The sequence below is a fragment of the Finegoldia sp. P1-F-LS genome (assembly GCF_052932205.1).
On sequence record NZ_JBRFJH010000006.1, the window covers coordinates 1 to 21,658 of the forward strand.

Consider the following 21,658-nt stretch of genomic DNA (forward strand, 5'->3'; position numbering starts at 1 on the left):
CTACAAAATCTTCAAATAATGGTTCAACTTTTACTTTTGATAAGTCTAATTTCTTAGCTTTTGTATTGTCTTCACCATCTTTTGAACTATCAGAAGAATTATTTCCAACTGGCTTCATTGTTGGGAACAACATAATATCTCTGATTGATTCGTTGTTAGTCAACATCATTATAAGTCTGTCAACACCAATTCCCAATCCGCCTGTTGGTGGAAGTCCTACTTCCAATGCGTTCAAGAAATCATAATCCATCATTTGAGCTTCGTCGTCACCATTTTCTCTAGCTTCAACTTGTTTCAAGAATCTTTCTTTTTGATCGATTGGATTGTTCAATTCACTAAATGCATTTGCGATTTCTTTTGTGCATACAAATGCTTCAAATCTGTGAGTGTATCTTTCGTCATCTGGATTTTTCTTAGCTAATGGACTTACTTCCACTGGATGACCCAATACAAATGTTGGTTGAACCAATTTTTCTTCGCAGAAATGTTCGAAGCATTCGTTGATTACTTCTCCACGCGACATGTTGTCTTTTATGTCAACATTATTTGCTTTAGCAACTTCACGAGCTTGTTCATCAGTTTCAATTTCATCAAAATTTATGTCTGCGTATTCTTTTATTGCATCAACCATTGTGATTCTTTTCCATGGTGGTGTAAAGTCAATTTCAGTTTCACCGAATTGAGATTTCATAGAACCATTAACTTTTTCACACACGAATGCAACTAATTGTTCCGTTATATCCATCATATCGTTGTAGTCAGCGTATGCTTGGTACAATTCTATTGCCGTATATTCTGGATTATGTGTGTGGTCCATTCCTTCGTTTCTGAACATTCTACCCATTTCATAAACTTTGTCAAATCCACCTACGATTAATCTCTTTAGGTATAATTCATTTGCAATACGCAAATACATATCTATATCCAAAGTGTTATGGTGAGTGATAAATGGTCTCGCATTTGCTCCACCAGCAATTGTATTTAAGATTGGAGTATCAACTTCCAAGAATCCTCTTGTATCCAAGAATTCTCTGATTGCCGAAATAATTCTAGATCTCTTAACAAAAGTATCTTTGATTTCTGGATTCATAATCAAATCCACGTATCTTTGTCTATATCTCAAATCCGGATCTTTTAATCCATGCCATTTTTCAGGTAATATTTGTAATGATTTAGACAATAAAACTACTGATTTTGTTCTGATAGATATTTCGCCGCTGTGTGTCTTGAATATGCTTCCTTCAACACCAACAATGTCTCCAATATCCATATTTTTAACTTTTGCGTAGTTTTCTTCGCCTAACTCATTTACTTTATTAAATAATTGTATTCTACCAAGAGAATCTTGCAAGTCCATGAAATTAACTTTACCATGGCCTCTTTTACTCATAATTCTTCCGGCTATTTTAACTTCTTTTCCGTCAAATTCGTCAAAGTTATCAGATATTTCTTTAGTATTATTAGCATTATCAAATTTTTCATGAACGTATGGATTTTCATTTGCATCTAATAATTCTTGCAACTTTTGTCTACGAATTTGTAGCATTTCGTTTAAATTTTCCATTATTATCCTTTCTTTACAGTTAATACCTTTAATTCTACGATTCCACCTGGTGTTTCAACTTTTGTTGTGTCACCAACTTTTAGGTTTAACAGAGCTTTTCCAGTTGGAGATTCATTTGAAATTCTGCCTGCAAAAGGATCAGATTCTGCCGTTCCTACTATTTGATAAGTCATTTCTTTGTTTAAATTTAAATTTTTGTAAGTTACAGTTGATCCCACTGTAACAACATCTTTTTGATTTTCATCATCTTGAATTACTTTTGCATGTAAAAGCAAGTTTTCAAGATAGTTAATTCTTTCTTCTACTTGAGCTTGTTCATTTTTAGCTTCATCGTATTCCGCATTTTCAGAAAGGTCACCAAATCCTCTTGCAACTTTGATTTTTTCAGCTATTTCTGTTCTGCGAGTAGTCTTTAAAAACTCAAGTTCTTCTTTATGTTGATCTAATCCTTCTTGAGTTAATAAAAATTCTTTATCTGCCATAATCTATTCTCCTTAATTTTAACCATATATTCTAAAATTATATAACAAAAGGCATAATTGTCAAGTTTTTAGTATATAATTAAATTATTCATTTTTAAATTCATCTAGAATTTTGTATATTTCATCAAGATCTGTCAATTGATTGATTTTATTTTTTACTTTATTGGAATTTCTGAATCCTTTCAGATACCATTGAATATGCTTTCGCATTTCCAAAATCGCACGTCTTTCTTCATAAAACTCCAATTTCAATTGCATGTGTTTTTTTATAGTGTCGATTACTTCTTCTTTTGATTTATTTTCATAATCACTAAAAATAAATGGATTTTGCATTGCACCTCTTGCTAATAAAACTCCATCGCAATTTGAGTATTCCATGTTTTTTCTGATATCTTCTTTTGTAAAGCAATCACCATTGCCAAATACAGATATGTCTACATTATCAACGACTCTTTTAATGTGTGACCAATCAGCTTCTCCTGAATAAAACATCTTTCTTGTTCTAGCATGAAGTGTAATGTAGTCAACCTTTAATCTTTCGCAAATTTGTGCAAGTTGCATATAATTCATAGAATTTTCATCAATTCCAAGTCTAAATTTTACAGAAACTGGCAAATCAGTGTTGTTTTTACAGGCTCTTATAACATCTTCTGCTAAGTTCAAGTCCCCCATTAATGCTGAGCCATCTCCATTTTTGAAAATTTTAGGTGCAGGGCATCCCATATTTATATCTATAGATTTGAAATTGTAATTTTCAGTCAGAAATCTTGTTGCATAGGCTATGATTTCTGGTTCGTGTCCAAATATTTGAACCGACGTACTTTTTTCTCGAGGATCTGTATCTAAAAGTTTCTTAGTTTTTTTGTCATCATAGTAAAGTGCTTTGGCACTTATCATTTCTGTAAAGCATAATCCAGCTCCTAATTCTCCACAAATTATTCGAAAAGGAATATCTGTAACTCCAGCCAATGGTGCCAAAAACAAATTACTATTCAATTTCAATTTTTCTTTAATCATTTTTATTTAAATCGTTAATAATTTTTAATCCATCCAAAGTGATTAGTTTGTCTATAATTGTGATGTACTTGGATTGTTTAGCAATCAAATACGAAAAACCACCTGTCGCAATAATTGTTACCTCGTCTTTTGTTTTATGTTTTTCTTCTAAGATTTTTTCAATTATATAATCTATTAATCCAATAAATCCAAACACAACTCCAGATTGCATACTTTTTACAGTACTGTCTCCAATAACATTATCCGGCATTTCTATTTCAATTTTAGGTAGTTTTGCCGTCTTCATAAATAATGCTTCAGATGAGATTGCAATCCCTGGAGCTATTGCTCCACCCAAGTATTCTTTATTTTCTGTAATATAATCGAAAGTAATCGCAGTTCCAATATCTACGATAATAACTGGAGTAGAATATTTTTTACAAGCACTTACTGCGTTGATGATTCTATCTACACCGACTTCTTTAGGACTCGCATATTTATTAACTATTCCTGTCTTTATTTTTTCATCTACTATCAATGGTTCTATTCCCAAATATTTTTTAACTGCTTTTGGTATAGTTGGCATTAGATTTGGTACTACTGAACCAATGATAGCTTCTTTTACATCTGATTTTTTTACGTTTGAATATTCCAAAGCTTGCCTTAGTGTTAGAGCATACTCGTCACTAGTTTTGTGTAGGTCTGTCGATATTCTCCATTCAAAAATCAGTTCATCATCTTTAAAAATACCTAATACGATATTAGTATTTCCAATATCTATTACGAGTAAAATATCTTCCACCTTCTTTATTTATTTTCAATGGATGCTTTGATAAATCCATCGAATAGAGGATGAATTTTGTTAGGTCTTGATTTGAATTCCGGATGGAATTGACATCCTAAGAAGAACTTGTTTTCTGGTATTTCAAGCATTTCTACCAAATTATATTGGTCATTAATTCCTGAAAATACTACGTTGTTTTTTTCGAATTGTTCTCTATAATCGTTGTTAAATTCATATCTATGTCTGTGTCTTTCTTGAATGAATTCTTCACCATACAATTCTTTTGCTAATGATTTATCCTTCAAGTGACATTCGTAATTACCAAGTCTTAATGTTCCACCTATATCTTCAATATCTCGTTGTTCTTTCATCAAACTTATTACAGGATTTTTGCAATCAGCAACAACTTCAGCTGTATTGGCATCTGCCAAACCTAATACGTTTCTAGCAATATCTATTGCGGCAATTTGCATTCCCAAACAAATTCCGAAATAAGGCATATTGCTTTCACGACAATATTTTGAAGTTTCAACCATTCCTTCCATGCCTCTTCCACCAAATCCGCCTGGAACGATGATACCATTCAAGCCTTCGAATGATTCTTTTATATTATCTTTGTTTAATTCTTCTGAATTAATCCAACGAATGTTTACTTTGTGATTATTTGCATATCCCGCATCTATTAGAGCTTGTTCTACAGAAAGATAAGCATCGTGAAGTTCTGTATATTTCCCCACTAAACCTATGTTTACAGTTTCAGTTGCTTTTCTGTAGTTTTCAATCATTTTTCTCCATTTTCCGTCTTCTTCAACTTTGGATTTAAGTTTCATTTTTCTCATGATATACTTATCCAAATTTTGTTCTTGGAATTTCAATGGAACTTCATAAATAAAATCAACATTAAATGATTGAATAATAGCTTCAACAGGAACGTCACAGAATAATGAGATTTTTTCTTTTAATTCATCTGTAACTATGCCTTCACTTCTAAGGATTATTACATTTGTTTTAATTCCCAAACTCATCAATTCTTTGTATGAATGTTGTGTTGGTTTAGTTTTTAATTCATTGCTTCCAGGTATTGTTGGAACTAAAGTTGTATGAATAAATAATACATCTTCTTTTTCATTTTCTGCATGGATTTGTCTGATTGCTTCCAAGAAAGGCAATGATTCAATGTCTCCAACAGTTCCACCAATTTCTGTTATAACAATATCAGCTTGTGATTCTTCAGCAGCTTTGTACACTGCTTTTTTTATTTCATCAGTAATATGTGGAATAACTTGTACAGTTTTACCGTTGTAATCTCCACGTCTTTCTTTTTTAATAACATCATTGTAGACTTTTCCTGTGGTAATGTTTGATCTTTGAGTTAATTCTTCGTTGATAAATCTTTCGTAGTGGCCTAAGTCTAGGTCAGTTTCCGCTCCATCTTTTGTTACAAAAACTTCCCCGTGTTGATAAGGACTCATAGTTCCTGGGTCAATATTCAAGTAAGGATCAAATTTTTGCATAAACACAGAAATTCCTCTGTCTTTTAGCATTCTACCAATACTTGCACCACTAATTCCCTTACCTATACCAGAGACAACCCCTCCAGTAATAAAAATAAATTTACTCATTACTCCTCCTATAATTATATTAATGATGAATATATGTCTTGAATATCACACAAATTATAATTTTCTTTGTAGACAAATTTTTCAAGATTATCGTGAACTTCTCTGATTTCTTCAATTAGAGGGCTAATTTCATATTGGAAATATTTAGCCTTTTCATATTTAGATTCAAAATCAGATTTGTGTACCATTTCTTCTAGGTTATTTCTCTTGTTGATGATTTCATTTAAACCATTTTTCAATTTTTCTTGTGTAGAATCTAAGCTATTAATACCGCACTTCTCAATTAATTTATTATTTTGAATTAGTTGTTTTGAAAAAGCATTAATAACAAATTTATCCAACATATAAATCAAAGTCTTCGCTTCAATTTCATGAGTTGTTATTACATCTTCCAATCCAACATCATAGATTGCGTGTAATTCTTCCTCACTTAGTATACCACAAAAATCCTTAATAGATTCTTCTGAGATTAATGAATATAAAGAATCAAAATAATGAACTAAATCCAACAAACCTCTCTTCTTAGCTTCTTCTCTCCAAAGTTGTGTATAGTTGTCTTGTCTGTATAAAATTTGTTTGTGATTTTTCAAAATATCTACAACTTCTGATTTGATAAATTGCTCAATATTTTCATTTTGAGATTTGTATTTTTCGTAAACTCTTTTGATTGCATTTGCATACATTGTATTCAAAACTATGTTGACATCACTTGCACTATTCGAAGAACCCAACATTCTGAATTCAAATTTGTTTCCGCTGAAGGCAAATGGACTTGTTCTGTTTCTATCTGTCATATTTGGTGGAATGTAATCGAATCTATTTATTGAAAATTTAGGATAATTTCTAACAATTTCTTCTTCATTCATTAATGAATTAAACGTCTCTTCGATATCTTGTCCCAAATCCATAGATATTATCGATGGTGGAGCTTCGTCTCCTCCCAATCTATAGTCGTTTGAAGTAGTAGAAGATGCCGATCTTAAAAGTGCTTGTGATTTGTCCACCGCTTCTATCAAACAAGCTGTAAATATCAAGAATACAAGATCATTTTCCATGTCAGCTTCTGGTGAGAATACATTTCTACCGTGATTTGTAACTAAAGAGTAATTATTGTGTTTACCGGATCCATTTACACCTTTAAATGGTTTTTCGTGCAATAAACATACGAGATGATGTTTTCTTGCAGTAGTTTTCAAAATTTCCATTACCAAATGATTATCATCTACTGAAATATTTGCGTTCTCAAAAAGAATTGCTACTTCGAATTGATTTGGAGCAACTTCGTTGTGTTCTGTCTTAGCGTATATCCCCAGTCTGAATAATTTTTCGTCAAAATCTTTGTAAAAAGCTTCAACTCTTTGTGGAATTGAACCGAAATAATGGTCAGTAAGTTCTTGTGATTTTGGTGCTTGTGCTCCTAAAAGAGTTCTTCCAGTGTTAATCAAATCAATACGTTGTTTATATACATTTTCATCAATAAGGAAGAATTCTTGTTCCAATCCAATTTTAACTTTCATTCTGTAACAATGGTCATCAGAAATTTCGTTGTAAAGTTTAGTAGCATAATCAGACAAGTAGTCCAAACTTTTAAGTAGTGGTAATTTTTTATCTAAAGTAGTTCCATCATAAGATACAAACACTGATGGTATATACATTATATTATCTACTATAAATGTGTTAGATGTACAATCCCAATAAGTGTATCCTCTTGCTTCAAACGTAGATCTAATGGAGCCTGTAGGAAATGATGAAGCGTCTGGTTCCCCTTTAATTAATTCTTTTGCTGAAAATCTATTTATTGGAGTATTATCGTCTCCTCTATCCAAAAAAGAATCGTGTTTTTTTGCTGTTAAACCATTTAATGGTTGAAACCAGTGACAAAAATGAGTAGCTCCTCTTTCAATTGCCCATTTTTTCATAGCATGTGCAATTATTTCTGCTGTTTCAATATCAAGTAAATCTTCTTTTCTAACTGCATTTTTCCATTTTTGATAAACAGGAAAAGGTAACGAATCTTTCATTTGTCTCTTATCAAAAGTGTCAATTCCAAAAATTTTGTTTGTATCCATAATACCTCCATGTATTAAAATAAAAAAAATTGGCAATCAAAGAAAGCCAATTTATGAAAAACAAAAATAGTGTTTTTTTTATTATATTTAATCACGGTTTTGTTGTCAAGTATTTTATTGTTTTTTCTTATTCTTTTTTATGATTACTTGCATTTCAGAAGCATCACTTGGATTGATAGGAATAAGTTTACTATTAGCTTTGGAATTTTTCAAAATTAATTCCAAAAACCTCTTGTCTTTTGAATATTTCCATTGTTTGATATCTTCATATTCTGCCAAAAATCCATTGAAATAAATTCCTTTATCTGTGAATGAAATTTTTTCGAATGTCAAATAAATAAATATAACTCCCAGTAGTATATAAATTAATGGGAACCATGTTTTTTGTTGATAAAGGTACAATAATCCCAAGACTACTATTGAATATGATGCAACCATCATTAAAATTCTTTTTCTTTGGTTAAAGTTTTTGATGACTCTTCCAATATTTTTTTTAACTTTGTATACATTGTACATTTGCTTCAATCCAAAAAGCAAAATCAATATATACATGACGTTTATAACATTTTGTGCTCTCATTATTTCTCCTGATTATCTATATTTTTTTCTATTTCTTCGTCTTTTTTTCTTACATCAACTAATTCTTTAGGTTCATTCTCGTGAATTTTTGTCTTAGTATATTTGTCAAATATTGCCTCAAATTCTTCTTGTCCAATAGTTTCTTTTTCTAAAAGTTTATTGGCCAATGCATGCAATAAATCAATATTTTCATTTAAAATATTCAAAGCTTTATTGTAGGCTTCATCAATTAATTCTCTCATTTCAGAATCAATCTCATAGGCAATTTTATCTGAATATTGTTTGTTCTTCCCAAGCTCTTCACCTAAGAACACTTCAGCATCATCTCCACCGTACATCATAGGTCCCAATCTTTTACTCATACCGTATTTTGTTACCATTGCATGTGCGATTTTCGTCGCTCTTTCGATGTCGTTGCTTGCACCAGTAGAGATATCATCAAGCACAACTTCTTCTGCTGCACGTCCACCTAATAGCGAAATCAATTTATGTTGCATTTGTCTTTTAGTCATAAATTTTGCATCTTCTTGTGGAAGATATGCCGTGAATCCTCCCGCTCTTCCTCGAGGAATAATTGTAATCATATGAACTTTGTCATTATCTTCCAAAAATCCAGAAACAATTGCATGACCAGATTCGTGATAAGCTGTAAGCACACGTTCCTTTTCGATTACAACTTGTGATTTCTTTTCTGGGCCTGCTACAACTTTTATAGATGCTTCTTTGAATACATCATTTGAAATTTCGGCTTCATTATTTCTTGCTGCAAGAAGGGCAGCTTCATTACACAAGTTTTCCAAATCAGCTGGAGAAAATCCCGTTGTTGTCTTTGCAATATCTGCTAAATCCACATCTGATTTAAGTTTTTTGTTTTTAGTGTGAACTTTTAAAATTTCTAATCTTTCTCTTACATCTGGAAGTCCTACATATATTGTTCTATCGAATCTTCCAGGTCTTAGCAACGCTTTATCTAAAATGTCAGGTCTATTAGTGGCACTCATCACAATTACGCCTTCATTTTTGCCAAAACCATCCATTTCAACTAGCAATTGATTCAACGTTTGTTCTCTTTCGTCATACCCTCCACCAAGGCCTGCTCCTCTTTTTCTACCTACAGCATCAATTTCGTCAATAAAAATTATACAAGGAGCATTTTTCTTAGCTTGTTCGAACAAATCACGAACTCTGGATGCACCAACACCAACAAACATTTCAACAAAATCAGAACCAGAAATACTGAAGAATGGAACTTTTGCTTCTCCAGCAACCGCTCTTGATAAATATGTTTTACCAGTTCCCGGAGGTCCAACTAGCAAAACTCCCTTTGGAATTCTAGCTCCAATATCAATATATTTTGAAGGATTTTTAAGAAAATCTACAATTTCCATCAATTCTTCTTTTTCTTCTTTTAATCCAGCCACATCAGCAAACACAACTTTTTCTTTAGAATCTTGGTTGAGTTTTGCTTTTGATTTTCCAAAATTCATCGCCTTAGAATTACCAGAATTTTGTGTTTGATTCATAAACATAAACCATATAATTCCTAAACCAACAATTATTAATATTGTTGGCATCATATCCATGTACCAAGGTTTACCAGGATCTTTTTCAGTTTTCAAAACTATTTTATTATTTTCAACAGATTCCTTCAGATAATTATTATAAAATACTTCCCACATTTCAGATGGCATGTACATTTTAAAAGGCGTAGCTTTGCTATCTTTTAGCACACCTTTTATATCATTTCCTTTTGCTACAATTTCTTTAACATTATCTTTCTTTACGTTTACTATCATCTCATTGACAGTAAAATATTTTGTACTCAATGTATTATTTTGAGTCATAGTAACAAAAAAAGCTATTAAAATAATTGGAACAAGATAAATCGCTAAACTTTTAGTTACTTTTTTCATTAAATCTCCTTTTCATAATAAGATTTCTTCAAAACACAGATATCTTCAATATTTCTAAATTCTTGTGCAAAATCTAATCCATAACCTACTATAAACTCGTTAGGCACAGTAAAACCTTTAAATTGAACCTCAACCTCGTTAGTTCTTCTATCTGGTTTATCCAAAAGAGTTGCAATTTTAACTGATTTTGCTTTTCTATCAAGTAAATTTCGAACTAAGTAATTTAGTGTACGACCACTGTCTACTATATCTTCAACTATAAGAATATTTTTACCAGCAATATCTTCTTCTAAATCCTTAATAATTCTTACTGTCCCACTAGATTCTGAAGAATGTCCATAACTCGATACAGCCATAAAATCAATTCCAACTTCAAGATCAATATTCAAAGTTAAATTGCTCATAAACATAGCAGCTCCTCTTAGAATACCAACTACTATAAGTTCTCCCTTATCTTTGTATTCTTCAGTAATTTCTTGTCCTAATTCCTCAATTCTTTTGTCGATTTCTGATTTTGGTATTAATACCTTTTCAACCGCATCACATAAATTACTTTTCATATGTCACCTCTATAACTAAAACTTCTTTGCTGTTATCATTTTTCATGTACAAATTTGATCTTTTCAATGACAAAATAGCATACACATTTTCTTCATCGCTCAAAATAGGATAATTATCGCGTTTGATTTGTGCAATTTTATTGTCAATAAATACAGACTTAACTTTCTTAGTAAATCCTTTTAATTTGATTCTGTCTCCATTTTTCCTTTTTCTTAAAAAAAGATTATTTGAAAGAATTTTAGAATCGAAAATCATTTTATTTCTTGAAGGTTTCACATTTGTATTTTCTGTTAAATAACTATTTATTTTAAAGTCTCCAAAGCTAATTTCTCCAAGTTCAAATTTTACACTTTGATTTTTTTTATTATTTAGATTTTTCCTAATTATTACTTTATCATAACTTTTGAAAAAACTGTAGTCTTTAAATACATATTGGCTACCATTTTTTAAATCAAATAATTCTATAATATCATAAATATAAACCATTCTAATATCTTGATTTGAACCATTTAATTCAATTAAAAGTTTTCGAATTATATTTCGCTTAACAGATTTCTTCTCTCTTACGAATAAATTAACATCTATAAAATATTCACCGTTTTCTTGATTGACTAATTTTTTGTATTTGAAGTTAGTAACATCGTCGATTATTTCTTTTGAATCTTTTAAAATATTAACAGTTCTATATATAGATTCGCTTATTGAACTATTGAAATTATCTTGAATATAAGGCAGCATTTCTAGTCTAATTTTATTTCTTTGGACATCTGCCACAAAATTAGTCTCATCGGTTACATAGTCAATATCATTCTCATCCAAATAATTTAGTATTTCACTTTTGGAAACATCTAATAGAGGTCTTATAATATTTTTGTTATGGTATTGTATTCCACACAATCCATCAATCCCGCTCCCTCTGAACAAATGTAGGAAAAAAGTCTCAACTTGATCATCTAAATGGTGCGCAACTGCGATCTTATTTAAATCTTCTGATTTTAAGATTTCATTAAAGTATTTGTATCTTAAAATTCTACCGCTATCTTCCAGACTAATCGAATTATCAATAGAGTATTGTTTCATATCTACTTTTTTCGAGAAAAATTTAATGTTATTTTCCTCAGATATCTTTCTTGAAAAATTTTCATCCCTAAGTGCAGTATCCCTGTAAGAATGATTGATGTGGCATGTATATATTTCAAAATCCAAATCACGTTGCAGTTGAATTAAAATATTTAATAAGAACACGGAATCCGCCCCACCTGATAACCCTATTAAAATTTTATCGTGTTTTTCTATTAAATTTTCTCTTATTATCGTGTTTTTTATTTTGTGTATCAAATCCATACTACTAAAAAAGCCGCATGAATCTGCGGCGCTACTCCTAATTATACTTTCTTTTCTTGGAAAATTTTTTATTTTCTCTTTGTCTGATAGAATCTAATCTTTCATTGCTTTCTTTCATAAATTTTGAAAGTAAATCATCAAACGCTGACTCTGGACTAGATTCTTTGTTTGAATTCTTGTCCTCATCAGAAAAAGTTTTCTTAGAAAATTCTTTTTTGTGCTCTTTTTTTGGAAGACATTCCTTTATTGAAAAGCTAATCTTATTATCCTCAATGCTCATAACTTTGCATTTAACTACATCATTAACTTTTAACACATCTTCAACTTTTTCTATGTAGTCATTAGAAATTTGTGAAATATGAACCAAACCTTTAGTTCCATCTTCGCATTCTACAAATGCCCCAAACTTCGTAATTCCTGTTACTTTACCTTCAACAATATCGCCCACTGATATAGACATACGCAATATCTTCCTCCTAATATAATACTATATACCAGTATATACTACTGAAAAAACGGTGTCAATAATTATTTATCAGACTTTTTATCTAAAGTTGGTGATGGTGTGAAGTTACTATCTTTTTTTGGTTTTTCCTTTTCATCTTTGATTAAAATCTCATTGGGTTTAACCATCCCTAATTTTTCTCTAGCATATTTTTCAATCAACTTAGGATTATCCAAGTTCTTGGTATCGTCAGATAATTTCACTATTTCTTTTTCAAGTTCAGCTTTTTTATTTTGTTGTTCAATTTTAACATTATTAATGTTTCTAATTTGAATTTGTTGCTTAAAAATTGTAAATAGTAACGTAATACAAGCAAAAATCGTTATAGCTGAAACGATTATCCTAAATTTATTAACGTTTTTTCTTCTTTTTCTTATCTGATTTTCCCTGGTATTCATTTTAATCTCCTAAAGTTTCAAACATTTTATCCGCATCATCTTTTTTAGGATTATCTATTAATTCTGTAACCTTCGCTTTTAAAATCGATTGAGCAAAGCTTATTTCAATTATATCTCCGACTTTTACGTTGTCTCCAGGTTTAGCGATTTTGTCGTTGATTTTCACTCTTTGTGATTCACAAGCAGTTTTTGCTACAGTTCTTCTCTTGATAATCCTTGAATTTTTTAAAAATTTATCTAATCTCATCTATTTCCTTATTTTTTATACTTTCTAATATTAATTCATAATCCAAATCCGATTGTACGTTCTTGTATAATATTTTATCATTTTTTTTAATAATCGCAGACTTCATTTTATCATTTTTATATAAGCAATAAATATCACATTCATCTACATCATCATTGAACGAATCTTTGTCGATAAAAAACATAGCTTTTACAAATTCTTTTGATTTTCTTCTGATTTTGTATACGCCATTTTTTTCTTTTTCAAATTTTTCTAATATAAATTTAATATCTTGTAGATTATCGACAATAAAATCAGCTTTGTTTTGTTTAAAATTAAATCTATCCTCTCTTCTGGCAATCACCGTCAATCCTGCACTTTTCGCAGATTCAATACCGTAATCAGAATCTTCAATTGCAACAGCATCTTGTGGTTTTACTCCTAAAATCTCACAAGTTTTAATGTAAATTTCAGGATTTGGCTTTGATTCTTCAAAATCTTCACCACTGATTATCACATCAAATTCATCCTTGATATCTAGTTCTTTCAAAACTGTATCAATAGTATTTTTTGGTGATGATGATGCCAAAGCAAGCTTGAAGTTTTTTCTTTTAAGCTCTTTGAGTAATGGATAGAAACCATCCATTACCAAAGAACTATAATTTATTTTATCGCCTTCGATGTAATTTTTCATCAAACCATATACTTCTTCAGGCTTTCTATGAAGTTTTGATTCCAAAAATTCGTCAGTTTTTTGTTGACTTAAACCAGCAAGAGAAAACAAATCTTCTTTGGATATTTCGACGTCAAAATCTTTTAGCACTTTCTTAAAAAAATCAATATAAACTATCTCACTATCGATTATTACGCCATCCATATCAAAAATTACAGCTTTCATTTTCTACCTCTAAGTTTATTGTACCACATTACTGTTATAAAATCTTGGCTGCTCCACGATAAACTAATCCAGCTATTGGATCTATGGTCAAGATTTCTTGGTCTTTTATCTTGCTTACAGCATCTTTACATCCTACAATTGTTGGAATTCCCAAATGCAATCCAACTATTGCAGCTGGTGATGTAAGTCCACCTTCTTCTACGATTATTGCAGACGCTTTTTGAATATATGGAACGAATTCTCTTTCCAAACTATACAATACAATTGCATTGCCATCTTCAAATTTAGAAGCCAAATCCTCTACTCCCTTGGCAACTCTTGCTTTTGCAGTTACAGATTTCTTACCTATTCCAGTTCCTTCGATCAAAATATCTCCTATTGTGTGAACTTTTAATAAGTTTGTAGTTCCAGATACCCCGACTGGAAGTCCTGCTGTAATGATAATTAAATCTCCTTCGTGAACCAAATCTTTTTTGATTCCAGCAGAAATTGATCTGTCAATTACCTCATCTGTATTTTCGCTTAACTCGCTTAGAACTGGATGAACTCCCCAAATCAAAGATAATTTTCTCATTACTCCTTCTGATGTAGTAGCTGCAACTATTGGAGATAATGGACGATATTTAGATACGTTTCTTGCCGTTGATCCTGAAGTTGTTGCTACAACAATTGCATTTGCTCCTAATTGTTCACTAATACTTCTAGTTGCGATACTAATTGCATTTGTTGTTGTAATGTCCAACCATTGCAATCTTTTATTAGCAGCTTCTTTAAATTCTTCAGAATTTTCAGTATTAATTGCTATATCGTTCATAACTTTTACAGCATTTACTGGATAATTTCCTGCTGCAGTTTCTCCAGAAAGCATTACCGCATCACTACCATCCAAAATCGCATTCGCAACATCTGTAACTTCTGCCCTTGTTGGTCTCGGATTTCTAATCATAGAATCCAACATTTGTGTTGCTGTTATTACTGGTTTTCCAGCTAGAGAAGTTTTTTTGATTATTTCTTTTTGAACCATAGGCATAATTTCCGTTTGAATTTCTACACCCAAATCTCCTCTTGCCACCATAATTCCATCTGAAGTATTGATTATTTCATCTAAATTATCCACGCCTTCTTGTGATTCTATTTTAGAAATTATTTTTATATCATTGCCATTATTTTCTTCCAAAATCTTCCTAATATCTAATACGTCTTGTGATTTTCTAATAAATGATGCTGCAATATAATCAATTCCATTTTTAATTCCAAATATTATATCGGAAATATCTTTTTCAGTGATTGCTGGCAATTTTACCTTTGAGTTAGGAATGTTAACACCTTTTTTGCTCTTTAAAACACCGTAATTATTGACTTTGCAAATTATATCTGTGTCTTTGATATCTATAACTTCAAGCTCAACTAATCCGTCATCTATCAATACTTTTTTTCCGATACTCAAATCATTTGGAAGTCCTTTGTAACTTACAGAACATATATTTTGATCTCCAATCACATCTCTTGTAGTTAATGTAAATTGATCCCCAATTGAAAGTTGAACTTGTTCTACTCCAAAATCTCCCAATCTTATTTCAGGGCCTTTTGTATCAAGCATAATTGCTACTGGTAAATCCAATTCTTCGCGCGCTTGTTTTATGTTTTTTATTCTTTGTAAATGCTCTTCATGACTTCCATGTGAGAAGTTCAATCTGCACACATTCATTCCTATTTGCATCAATGTTTTTAAAGTCTCTACAGAATCTGATGCTGGACCAATAGTACAGACTATTTTAGTTTTCTTTAACATATTTACTCCTAATTATATTGAGATTTCTTTGGATATTTCATACAAATCATCTCTAAATTTTCTTTTTGTTGTCACTGCCTCATCAATTGGGACTGTGGTTATTTTATTATCTTTCATAGCGATGGCCAAGTCTGTTTTTTCTTCCATTATTAATTTTACTGCCAAATTTCCCATTTGTGTTGCCATTAACCTGTCAAATGTACATGGAGTTCCACCACGTTGAACGTGACCCAAAATTGTAACTTTTGTTTCTACTCCAGTTTTTTCTTCAATCATATTTTTAATATCATATGCTCCACCGACTCCTTCAGCAAGCATAATTAAATGATGAAGTTTTCCTCTTTTTCTTCCTCGTTCGATTTTTTCAGTAACCTCATCTATATTTAATTCTACTTCAGGAACGAGAATAGATTCTGCTCCCGATGCAACACCTGAGTACAATGCGATATCTCCACAATTTCTTCCCATAACTTCGATTATGTTCGCTCGTCCATGGCTTGAAGAAGTGTCTCTTAATTTTGATATCGCATCACTTACTGTCTCAACAGCAGTGAAAAATCCAATCGTATAATCCGTATAACCCATGTCATTATCAATTGTACAAGGAATCCCAATAGTCGATATTCCTATTTTGCTAAGTGCACTTGCACCTTTAAATGAACCATCTCCACCTAAAACCACAAGTCCATCTATTCCAAAATCTTTTAATATTTGTGCACCCTTTTTTTGACCTTCTTCGGTTTTGAATTCCGGGCATCTCGCAGAACCCAAGATAGTTCCGCCACGGTGAATAATATCTGCAACGGAAGAAACATTCATTTCATAAATATTTCCGTTCATAAGCCCATCATATCCAGACCTTATTCCCATAACTCTTATACCATTGTAAATACAAGTTCTAGCTATAGAACGAATGCATGCATTCATTCCTGGTGCATCGCCACCACTTGTTAGAATTGCTATTGTTTTCATATTTAACCTCTATTTCAAAACTACATTTTCTCTTCCTAATAATGAAACTAACTCATCAATAGTATTATCTTCGCATGAAATTCTAAATTCATTTCCTAGCAAATAGTTTTGTTTTTTATCTTCAAAATATATATTTGATTGAGTATTCCCTTTGCTATTAAGTAGTATTGGTTTGACTTTATCCAAAATATAGCTTGGCATATTTTTAGTAATTCTTAAAAATAATTTTGTCTCTGATTCTTCTTGTTTTTCAACATTTGAAATAGATTTGATGCTTTGAATGCTGTCCACTATAATTTTAGGATCTTCACCTTCAATGATATTAAGCCTTCCACCTACAATCAAAATCTCATCTTCATTTAAAATTTCAGAATATTGTTCGTATTTTTGTGGAAATACTATTAACTCCATAGTTCCATACAAATCTTCAAATTTCACAAATTCCATTATTTTCTGATTTTTTGTAAACTTTTTATTGATAGATTCAATGATTCCTACGACCTTAACTCTTTTTCCATCAAAGTTTTTTTCATTGTAAGCATCGTCTTCCAAATCTCCTGTAGAAAAATTAGAATATTGATCTATAATACTTGAATACGCTCTTAAAGGATGGTCTGATAAATATATACCCAATACTTCCTTTTCCATTCTCAAAAGTTCGGATTTATCGAACTCTTCTCTTCTTGTGAAATCATCTCTATCATTTTCATCATTTGATTCAAACATATCAAACAAATTAGATTGACCAGGTACATTATTTTTTAATCCCGACTGAACTGAATCAATGATAGATTGGTATTGAAGCATTAATGTCGCTCTAGTTTCTCCTAGAGATGAAAATGCTCCAGCTTTTATAAGAGATTCAATCGATCTTTTGTTAATAGCTGATTTGTCCTTTGCGTAAATTCTTTCAACAAAATCTCTGAAACTTTTGAATTTACCATTTTCATTTCTTGAAATAATTGTTTGGTCGATTAAATTCGTTCCAACATTTTTGATAGCCTTTAATCCATAAATTATCGAATTGTCTTTTACGTCGAATTTATCCAAACTGTAATTAATATCTGGTGGAGATATTTCGATTTCAAGTCTTCTTGCTTCTTCAATATACAACGAAATTTGAGAAGTATTACCCATAACTGAAGATATCAATGCCGCCAAGAATTCAACTGGATAATAATATTTTAACCAAGCTGTTCTCATAGCTACTAATGAATAAGCTGCAGAGTGAGATTTATTAAAGGCATATTTTGCAAAATCTATCATTAAATCGTAGATTTTATTTGCAACATCTTCTTCAACGCCTCTTCTAATTGCTCCTTCAATTAAAATATTTCCATTTTCATCTTTTTTTCCAAAGATGAATTCTTTTCTTCCATCTTCCATTACTTTCATTTTTTTCTTACTCATCGCACGTCTCAAATTGTCCGCTTCACCCAAGCTGAAACCTGCGATTTTTTGAACTATTTGCATAACTTGTTCTTGGTATACAATCGTACCATAAGTTGGTTTCAATATATCTTCAAGTAATGGAGATAAATATTCAACATCTTCTTCATTATGTTTGTTGTGAATATAAGTCGGAATTTCATTCATTGGACCAGGTCTAAACAAAGCATTCGCCGCAATTAAATCGTCAAATTTAGTTGGCTTCAATTCTTTTAAGAAGTTTCTCATTCCTTGAGATTCAAATTGGAATATTCCCAAAGTTTGCGCAACTGTAAACATCGACAAAACTTTTGGATCATTTTCGTTCATATCTTCAAAATTCACATCAATGTTTTTATTTTTCTTGATATATTTAATGCAATCACTAATTACAGTTAAAGTTCTAAGACCCAAAAAGTCCATCTTCAATAGACCAAGTTCTTCGAGTTCTGTCATGTTGAATTGTGTGATAACTGCATCTTTGTTAATTGCCAACGGAACGTATTCCATTATTGGAAGTTTGGAAATAACAACACCTGCTGCGTGAGTTGATGTGTGACGCGGCATACCTTCAACTCTTCGTGCAACATCTACTAATTTTTTTACATCACGATTTTCTTCGTAAGCTTTTCTAAATTCCGGAGAAATTTCAAGAGATTTGTCGATATTAATATTCAAGAGATTAGGAACTTTCTTCGCAGTGTCATCCACTGTTTTAAAATCCATTGCAAGAACTCTTCCGACATCTCTTATCGCATTTCTAGCTGCCATTGTTCCAAAAGTTACAATTTGAGCAACCTTGTCTTCGCCATACTTATTTACAACGTAATCTATTACCTCTTCTCTTCTTTCGTAACAAAAATCTATATCGATATCTGGCATAGAAACACGTTCAGGATTCAAAAATCTTTCGAAAATTAAATCATAATCTAATGGATTAATGTCTGTAATTTCTAGACAATAACTTATAATACTTCCTGCAGCAGATCCACGCCCAGGTCCAACTGGAATATCTTGTGATTTTGCAAATCTTATAAAATCCCATACGATTAAAAAGTAATCGACATATCCCATCTTTTCGATTACAGATAGTTCATATTCGCATCTTTCTTTTGCTTCTTGTAATCTTTCATCATTTGCAAATCTTTTTTCAAGTCCATCAAAAACGAGTTTTTTAAGATAGCTACTATTGGTAAAGCCTTCAGGAATTGCAAAATATGGTAGGTGGAGATGACCGAATTCAAGTTCTACGTTGCACATTTCTGCAATTTTTTTTGTATTTTCAATCGCTTCAGGATAATCCTTGAACAAATCTTTCATTTGTTCTTCGCTTCTAAGGAAAAATTCTCCCGGAATGTAGCTCATTTTATTGTCTTCTTCGATAGTTTTTCCCGTTTGAAGACAAATCAAAATATTGTGTATTTTATAATCTTCTTTTTCAATATAATGAACATCATTTGTGCATACAAGTCCAATATCTAATTCCTTAGCAATTTTGGGAATATTTTCCATAACAACCATATCTTCTCTTGAAGAATGATTTTGCAATTCTAAGTAAAAGTCTTCTCCGTAAATATCTTTCAATTCTTTTGCTACATCTTTGGCCTTGTCATATCCATATCTTATTAAGGATTCTTGTACTTCTCCTTTTAAACATGCTGACAAGGCAATGATACCTTCCGAATATTTCCTCAAAGTCTCCTTGTCCACTCTAGGTTTATAATAAAATCCTTCAACATATCCAAGTGACACAATTTTCATCAAGTTAGAATAACCCTTTTGATTCTTAGCCAAAAGAACTAAATGATTGTAGAATTTATTTTCTGGATTTTTGATTTTATGATCCTTATTAGTAGTGTAGATTTCACAACCAATAATAGGTTTTATATTTCTTTTTTTGCATTCCTTATAAAATTTTACTGTTCCAAACATACTGCCATGATCAGTAATAGCGATGGCTTTCATTTGCAAATCTTTGGCTTTATCTAAAAGCTTTTCGATAGGAGAAAACCCATCTAGCAAACTGTATTCTGTATGAACATGTAAATGCGTAAAAGTATCTATCATTTCAAACTCCTTTAGCTTATTTTATAATAATTTCGATTATTTTAAAAGAAAAATTGCTGACAATTATAAATCATCAGCAATTTTTTTAAGTTTATTAAGTCTATAACTAACTCCAGATTTTGAAATCTTAGGGGTCATCATTTCTCCCAATTCTTTCAATGAAACATCTGGGTTTTCAATTCTGGCATAAGCTAGCTCCAACAATAAAGGATCTAGTGATTCAAGACCAATAGTTTTTTCAATTTTTTCAATTATAAGCTTCTGTTTCAAAGCAGCATCTACTGTTTTATTCAAATTTGCTGTTTCAAAATTAAATCTTCTGTTGACATTGTTTTTTATATCTTTTAAGGCTCTGACATTCTCAAGTTTTAAAACGCTATTGTAAGCCTTTGTCAAGCTCAAAAAATCAGAAATAGCTTCTGCTTCTTTTATATACAAAACATAATTTTCGTTTCTTTCAAAAATAGAAGATTTTATTCCAAAACCATAAAGCATATCTTTAACTTGCATACCAACATTTTCTTGCTTGAAAATAATCTCCAAATGATACATCTTTGATGGATCGTAACAAAATCCAGTACCTAAAAAAGCTCCTTGTAAAAAACTAATTTTCTTGACATTGGAATCTATAATTTTTTCATCAATTCCCAAATCAAAGTCAAATGGACTTGTTGAAGTATGAGTATCTTCACAAAATTGTTTCGATATTTTCTCGTCAATTAGTATTTCGTATATATTTTTCTTTCGAAGATTGTTATTGTGAATAACCTTCATATCACATTCATAATTGTAAAATTTTTTCAAATTAGAAAATATCAATCTTGCAACTGGATTACTTTCTGTTTTTAATGTAATCTTCACACCAAATGAATTGTAATTCAAAGTACCTATTGTCTTAGTAAAAGCTGATAGCATTGCCAAAACGTCGTAATCATCAAGATTACTTATTATTTCAGTTTTAATATCAGATGAAAAGCTCATATCTTTACCTTTTTTCTATAAATGATTTAGCTGTTTTTATCATATTTTTCTCTGCACTGTGACGCACATATCTCAAAGCTTTGTCAGGATTCATGAAATCTCCTTCTGCAAAGCCTTCTTCTCTTTGTGGGATAATATTATTATCTTTCGTTACCATATAAAAATAGTGAACTGTTTTAAGAACTTTAGTGCCATCCATGTGTCTGTATTTATATTTTACATATCCAATATACTTAACAATCTCGGCTCTTAGTCCTGATTCTTCAAAAACTTCTCTAATTGCAGTTTGTTCTAAACTTTCTCCTTTCTCTACCCTACCTTTAGGAAGAACCCATTCACCACGGAACTTTTTAAGTACAGCAACATTACCATTGTTGATAACTACCCCACCTGCACTTATTTCTTCCATATATCCTCCTGTATTTTATTTTGAAAATCTAATACTATTATAAACTGAATTGTAAATATTTAAAAGTC

19 protein-coding genes are annotated in these 21,658 nt (G+C 31.0%); all 19 read right to left on the reverse strand.

Going from position 1 to position 21,658, the window contains the following annotated elements:
* A partial coding sequence (gene lysS / locus ACU68Y_RS06005; protein WP_446755714.1) for a lysine--tRNA ligase occupies positions 1 to 1,564 on the reverse strand: 1,564 nt, incomplete at its 3' end.
* A 2-nt stretch (positions 1,565 to 1,566) separates the two neighbouring features.
* Complete coding sequence (greA, locus tag ACU68Y_RS06010) at positions 1,567 to 2,046, reverse strand: transcription elongation factor GreA (RefSeq protein ID WP_002837705.1); 480 nt, start codon at positions 2,044 to 2,046, stop codon at positions 1,567 to 1,569.
* 84 nt (positions 2,047 to 2,130) lie between these two features.
* On the reverse strand, positions 2,131 to 3,063 hold the full coding sequence (dusB, locus tag ACU68Y_RS06015) for a tRNA dihydrouridine synthase DusB (protein WP_446755713.1): 933 nt from the start codon (positions 3,061 to 3,063) through the stop codon (positions 2,131 to 2,133).
* On the reverse strand, positions 3,056 to 3,844 hold the full coding sequence (locus ACU68Y_RS06020; RefSeq protein ID WP_002840252.1) for a type III pantothenate kinase: 789 nt from the start codon (positions 3,842 to 3,844) through the stop codon (positions 3,056 to 3,058). The genes dusB and ACU68Y_RS06020 overlap by 8 nt, the downstream gene beginning before the upstream one ends.
* A gap of 5 nt (positions 3,845 to 3,849) precedes the next feature.
* The gene (locus ACU68Y_RS06025) at positions 3,850 to 5,448 is read right to left on the reverse strand and encodes a CTP synthase (protein WP_094202704.1); all 1,599 of its coding nucleotides are present in this window, start codon (positions 5,446 to 5,448) and stop codon (positions 3,850 to 3,852) included.
* A gap of 14 nt (positions 5,449 to 5,462) precedes the next feature.
* Positions 5,463 to 7,517, reverse strand: a complete 2,055-nt coding sequence (locus ACU68Y_RS06030; protein WP_002842173.1) for a glutamine synthetase III — start codon at positions 7,515 to 7,517, stop codon at positions 5,463 to 5,465.
* A 114-nt stretch (positions 7,518 to 7,631) separates the two neighbouring features.
* Entirely contained in the window at positions 7,632 to 8,096 is a 465-nt protein-coding gene (locus tag ACU68Y_RS06035; protein WP_002837696.1) for a DUF5673 domain-containing protein, read from the reverse strand.
* Positions 8,096 to 10,009 (reverse strand): ATP-dependent zinc metalloprotease FtsH, encoded by a 1,914-nt coding sequence (ftsH, locus tag ACU68Y_RS06040; RefSeq protein WP_446755712.1) that lies wholly within the window; start codon positions 10,007 to 10,009, stop codon positions 8,096 to 8,098. The genes ACU68Y_RS06035 and ftsH overlap by 1 nt, the downstream gene beginning before the upstream one ends.
* Positions 10,009 to 10,569 (reverse strand): hypoxanthine phosphoribosyltransferase, encoded by a 561-nt coding sequence (hpt, locus tag ACU68Y_RS06045; protein WP_002840307.1) that lies wholly within the window; start codon positions 10,567 to 10,569, stop codon positions 10,009 to 10,011. The genes ftsH and hpt overlap by 1 nt, the downstream gene beginning before the upstream one ends.
* Entirely contained in the window at positions 10,559 to 11,914 is a 1,356-nt protein-coding gene (tilS, locus tag ACU68Y_RS06050; protein ID WP_311433063.1) for a tRNA lysidine(34) synthetase TilS, read from the reverse strand. The genes hpt and tilS overlap by 11 nt, the downstream gene beginning before the upstream one ends.
* A gap of 37 nt (positions 11,915 to 11,951) precedes the next feature.
* Positions 11,952 to 12,374: a S1 RNA-binding domain-containing protein gene (locus ACU68Y_RS06055; RefSeq protein WP_002837779.1), complete on the reverse strand. Its 423-nt coding sequence runs from the start codon at positions 12,372 to 12,374 to the stop codon at positions 11,952 to 11,954.
* A gap of 68 nt (positions 12,375 to 12,442) precedes the next feature.
* On the reverse strand, positions 12,443 to 12,817 hold the full coding sequence (locus ACU68Y_RS06060) for an FtsB family cell division protein (protein WP_060790765.1): 375 nt from the start codon (positions 12,815 to 12,817) through the stop codon (positions 12,443 to 12,445).
* Position 12,818: 1 nt separating this feature from the next.
* Positions 12,819 to 13,064: an RNA-binding S4 domain-containing protein gene (locus ACU68Y_RS06065; RefSeq protein ID WP_002837761.1), complete on the reverse strand. Its 246-nt coding sequence runs from the start codon at positions 13,062 to 13,064 to the stop codon at positions 12,819 to 12,821.
* Complete coding sequence (locus ACU68Y_RS06070; RefSeq protein ID WP_304151847.1) at positions 13,051 to 13,941, reverse strand: HAD family hydrolase; 891 nt, start codon at positions 13,939 to 13,941, stop codon at positions 13,051 to 13,053. The genes ACU68Y_RS06065 and ACU68Y_RS06070 overlap by 14 nt, the downstream gene beginning before the upstream one ends.
* A gap of 34 nt (positions 13,942 to 13,975) precedes the next feature.
* Positions 13,976 to 15,733: a pyruvate kinase gene (gene pyk, locus ACU68Y_RS06075; RefSeq protein WP_002840276.1), complete on the reverse strand. Its 1,758-nt coding sequence runs from the start codon at positions 15,731 to 15,733 to the stop codon at positions 13,976 to 13,978.
* 12 nt (positions 15,734 to 15,745) lie between these two features.
* Positions 15,746 to 16,705: a 6-phosphofructokinase gene (gene pfkA, locus ACU68Y_RS06080; protein ID WP_002840236.1), complete on the reverse strand. Its 960-nt coding sequence runs from the start codon at positions 16,703 to 16,705 to the stop codon at positions 15,746 to 15,748.
* Between the two features lie 9 nt (positions 16,706 to 16,714).
* Complete coding sequence (locus tag ACU68Y_RS06085) at positions 16,715 to 20,200, reverse strand: DNA polymerase III subunit alpha (RefSeq protein WP_060790768.1); 3,486 nt, start codon at positions 20,198 to 20,200, stop codon at positions 16,715 to 16,717.
* Between the two features lie 63 nt (positions 20,201 to 20,263).
* Positions 20,264 to 21,181 (reverse strand): DNA-binding protein WhiA, encoded by a 918-nt coding sequence (gene whiA, locus ACU68Y_RS06090; protein ID WP_002837783.1) that lies wholly within the window; start codon positions 21,179 to 21,181, stop codon positions 20,264 to 20,266.
* 4 nt (positions 21,182 to 21,185) lie between these two features.
* Complete coding sequence (locus tag ACU68Y_RS06095; protein WP_002837648.1) at positions 21,186 to 21,590, reverse strand: NUDIX hydrolase; 405 nt, start codon at positions 21,588 to 21,590, stop codon at positions 21,186 to 21,188.
* Positions 21,591 to 21,658: the final 68 nt, after the last annotated feature.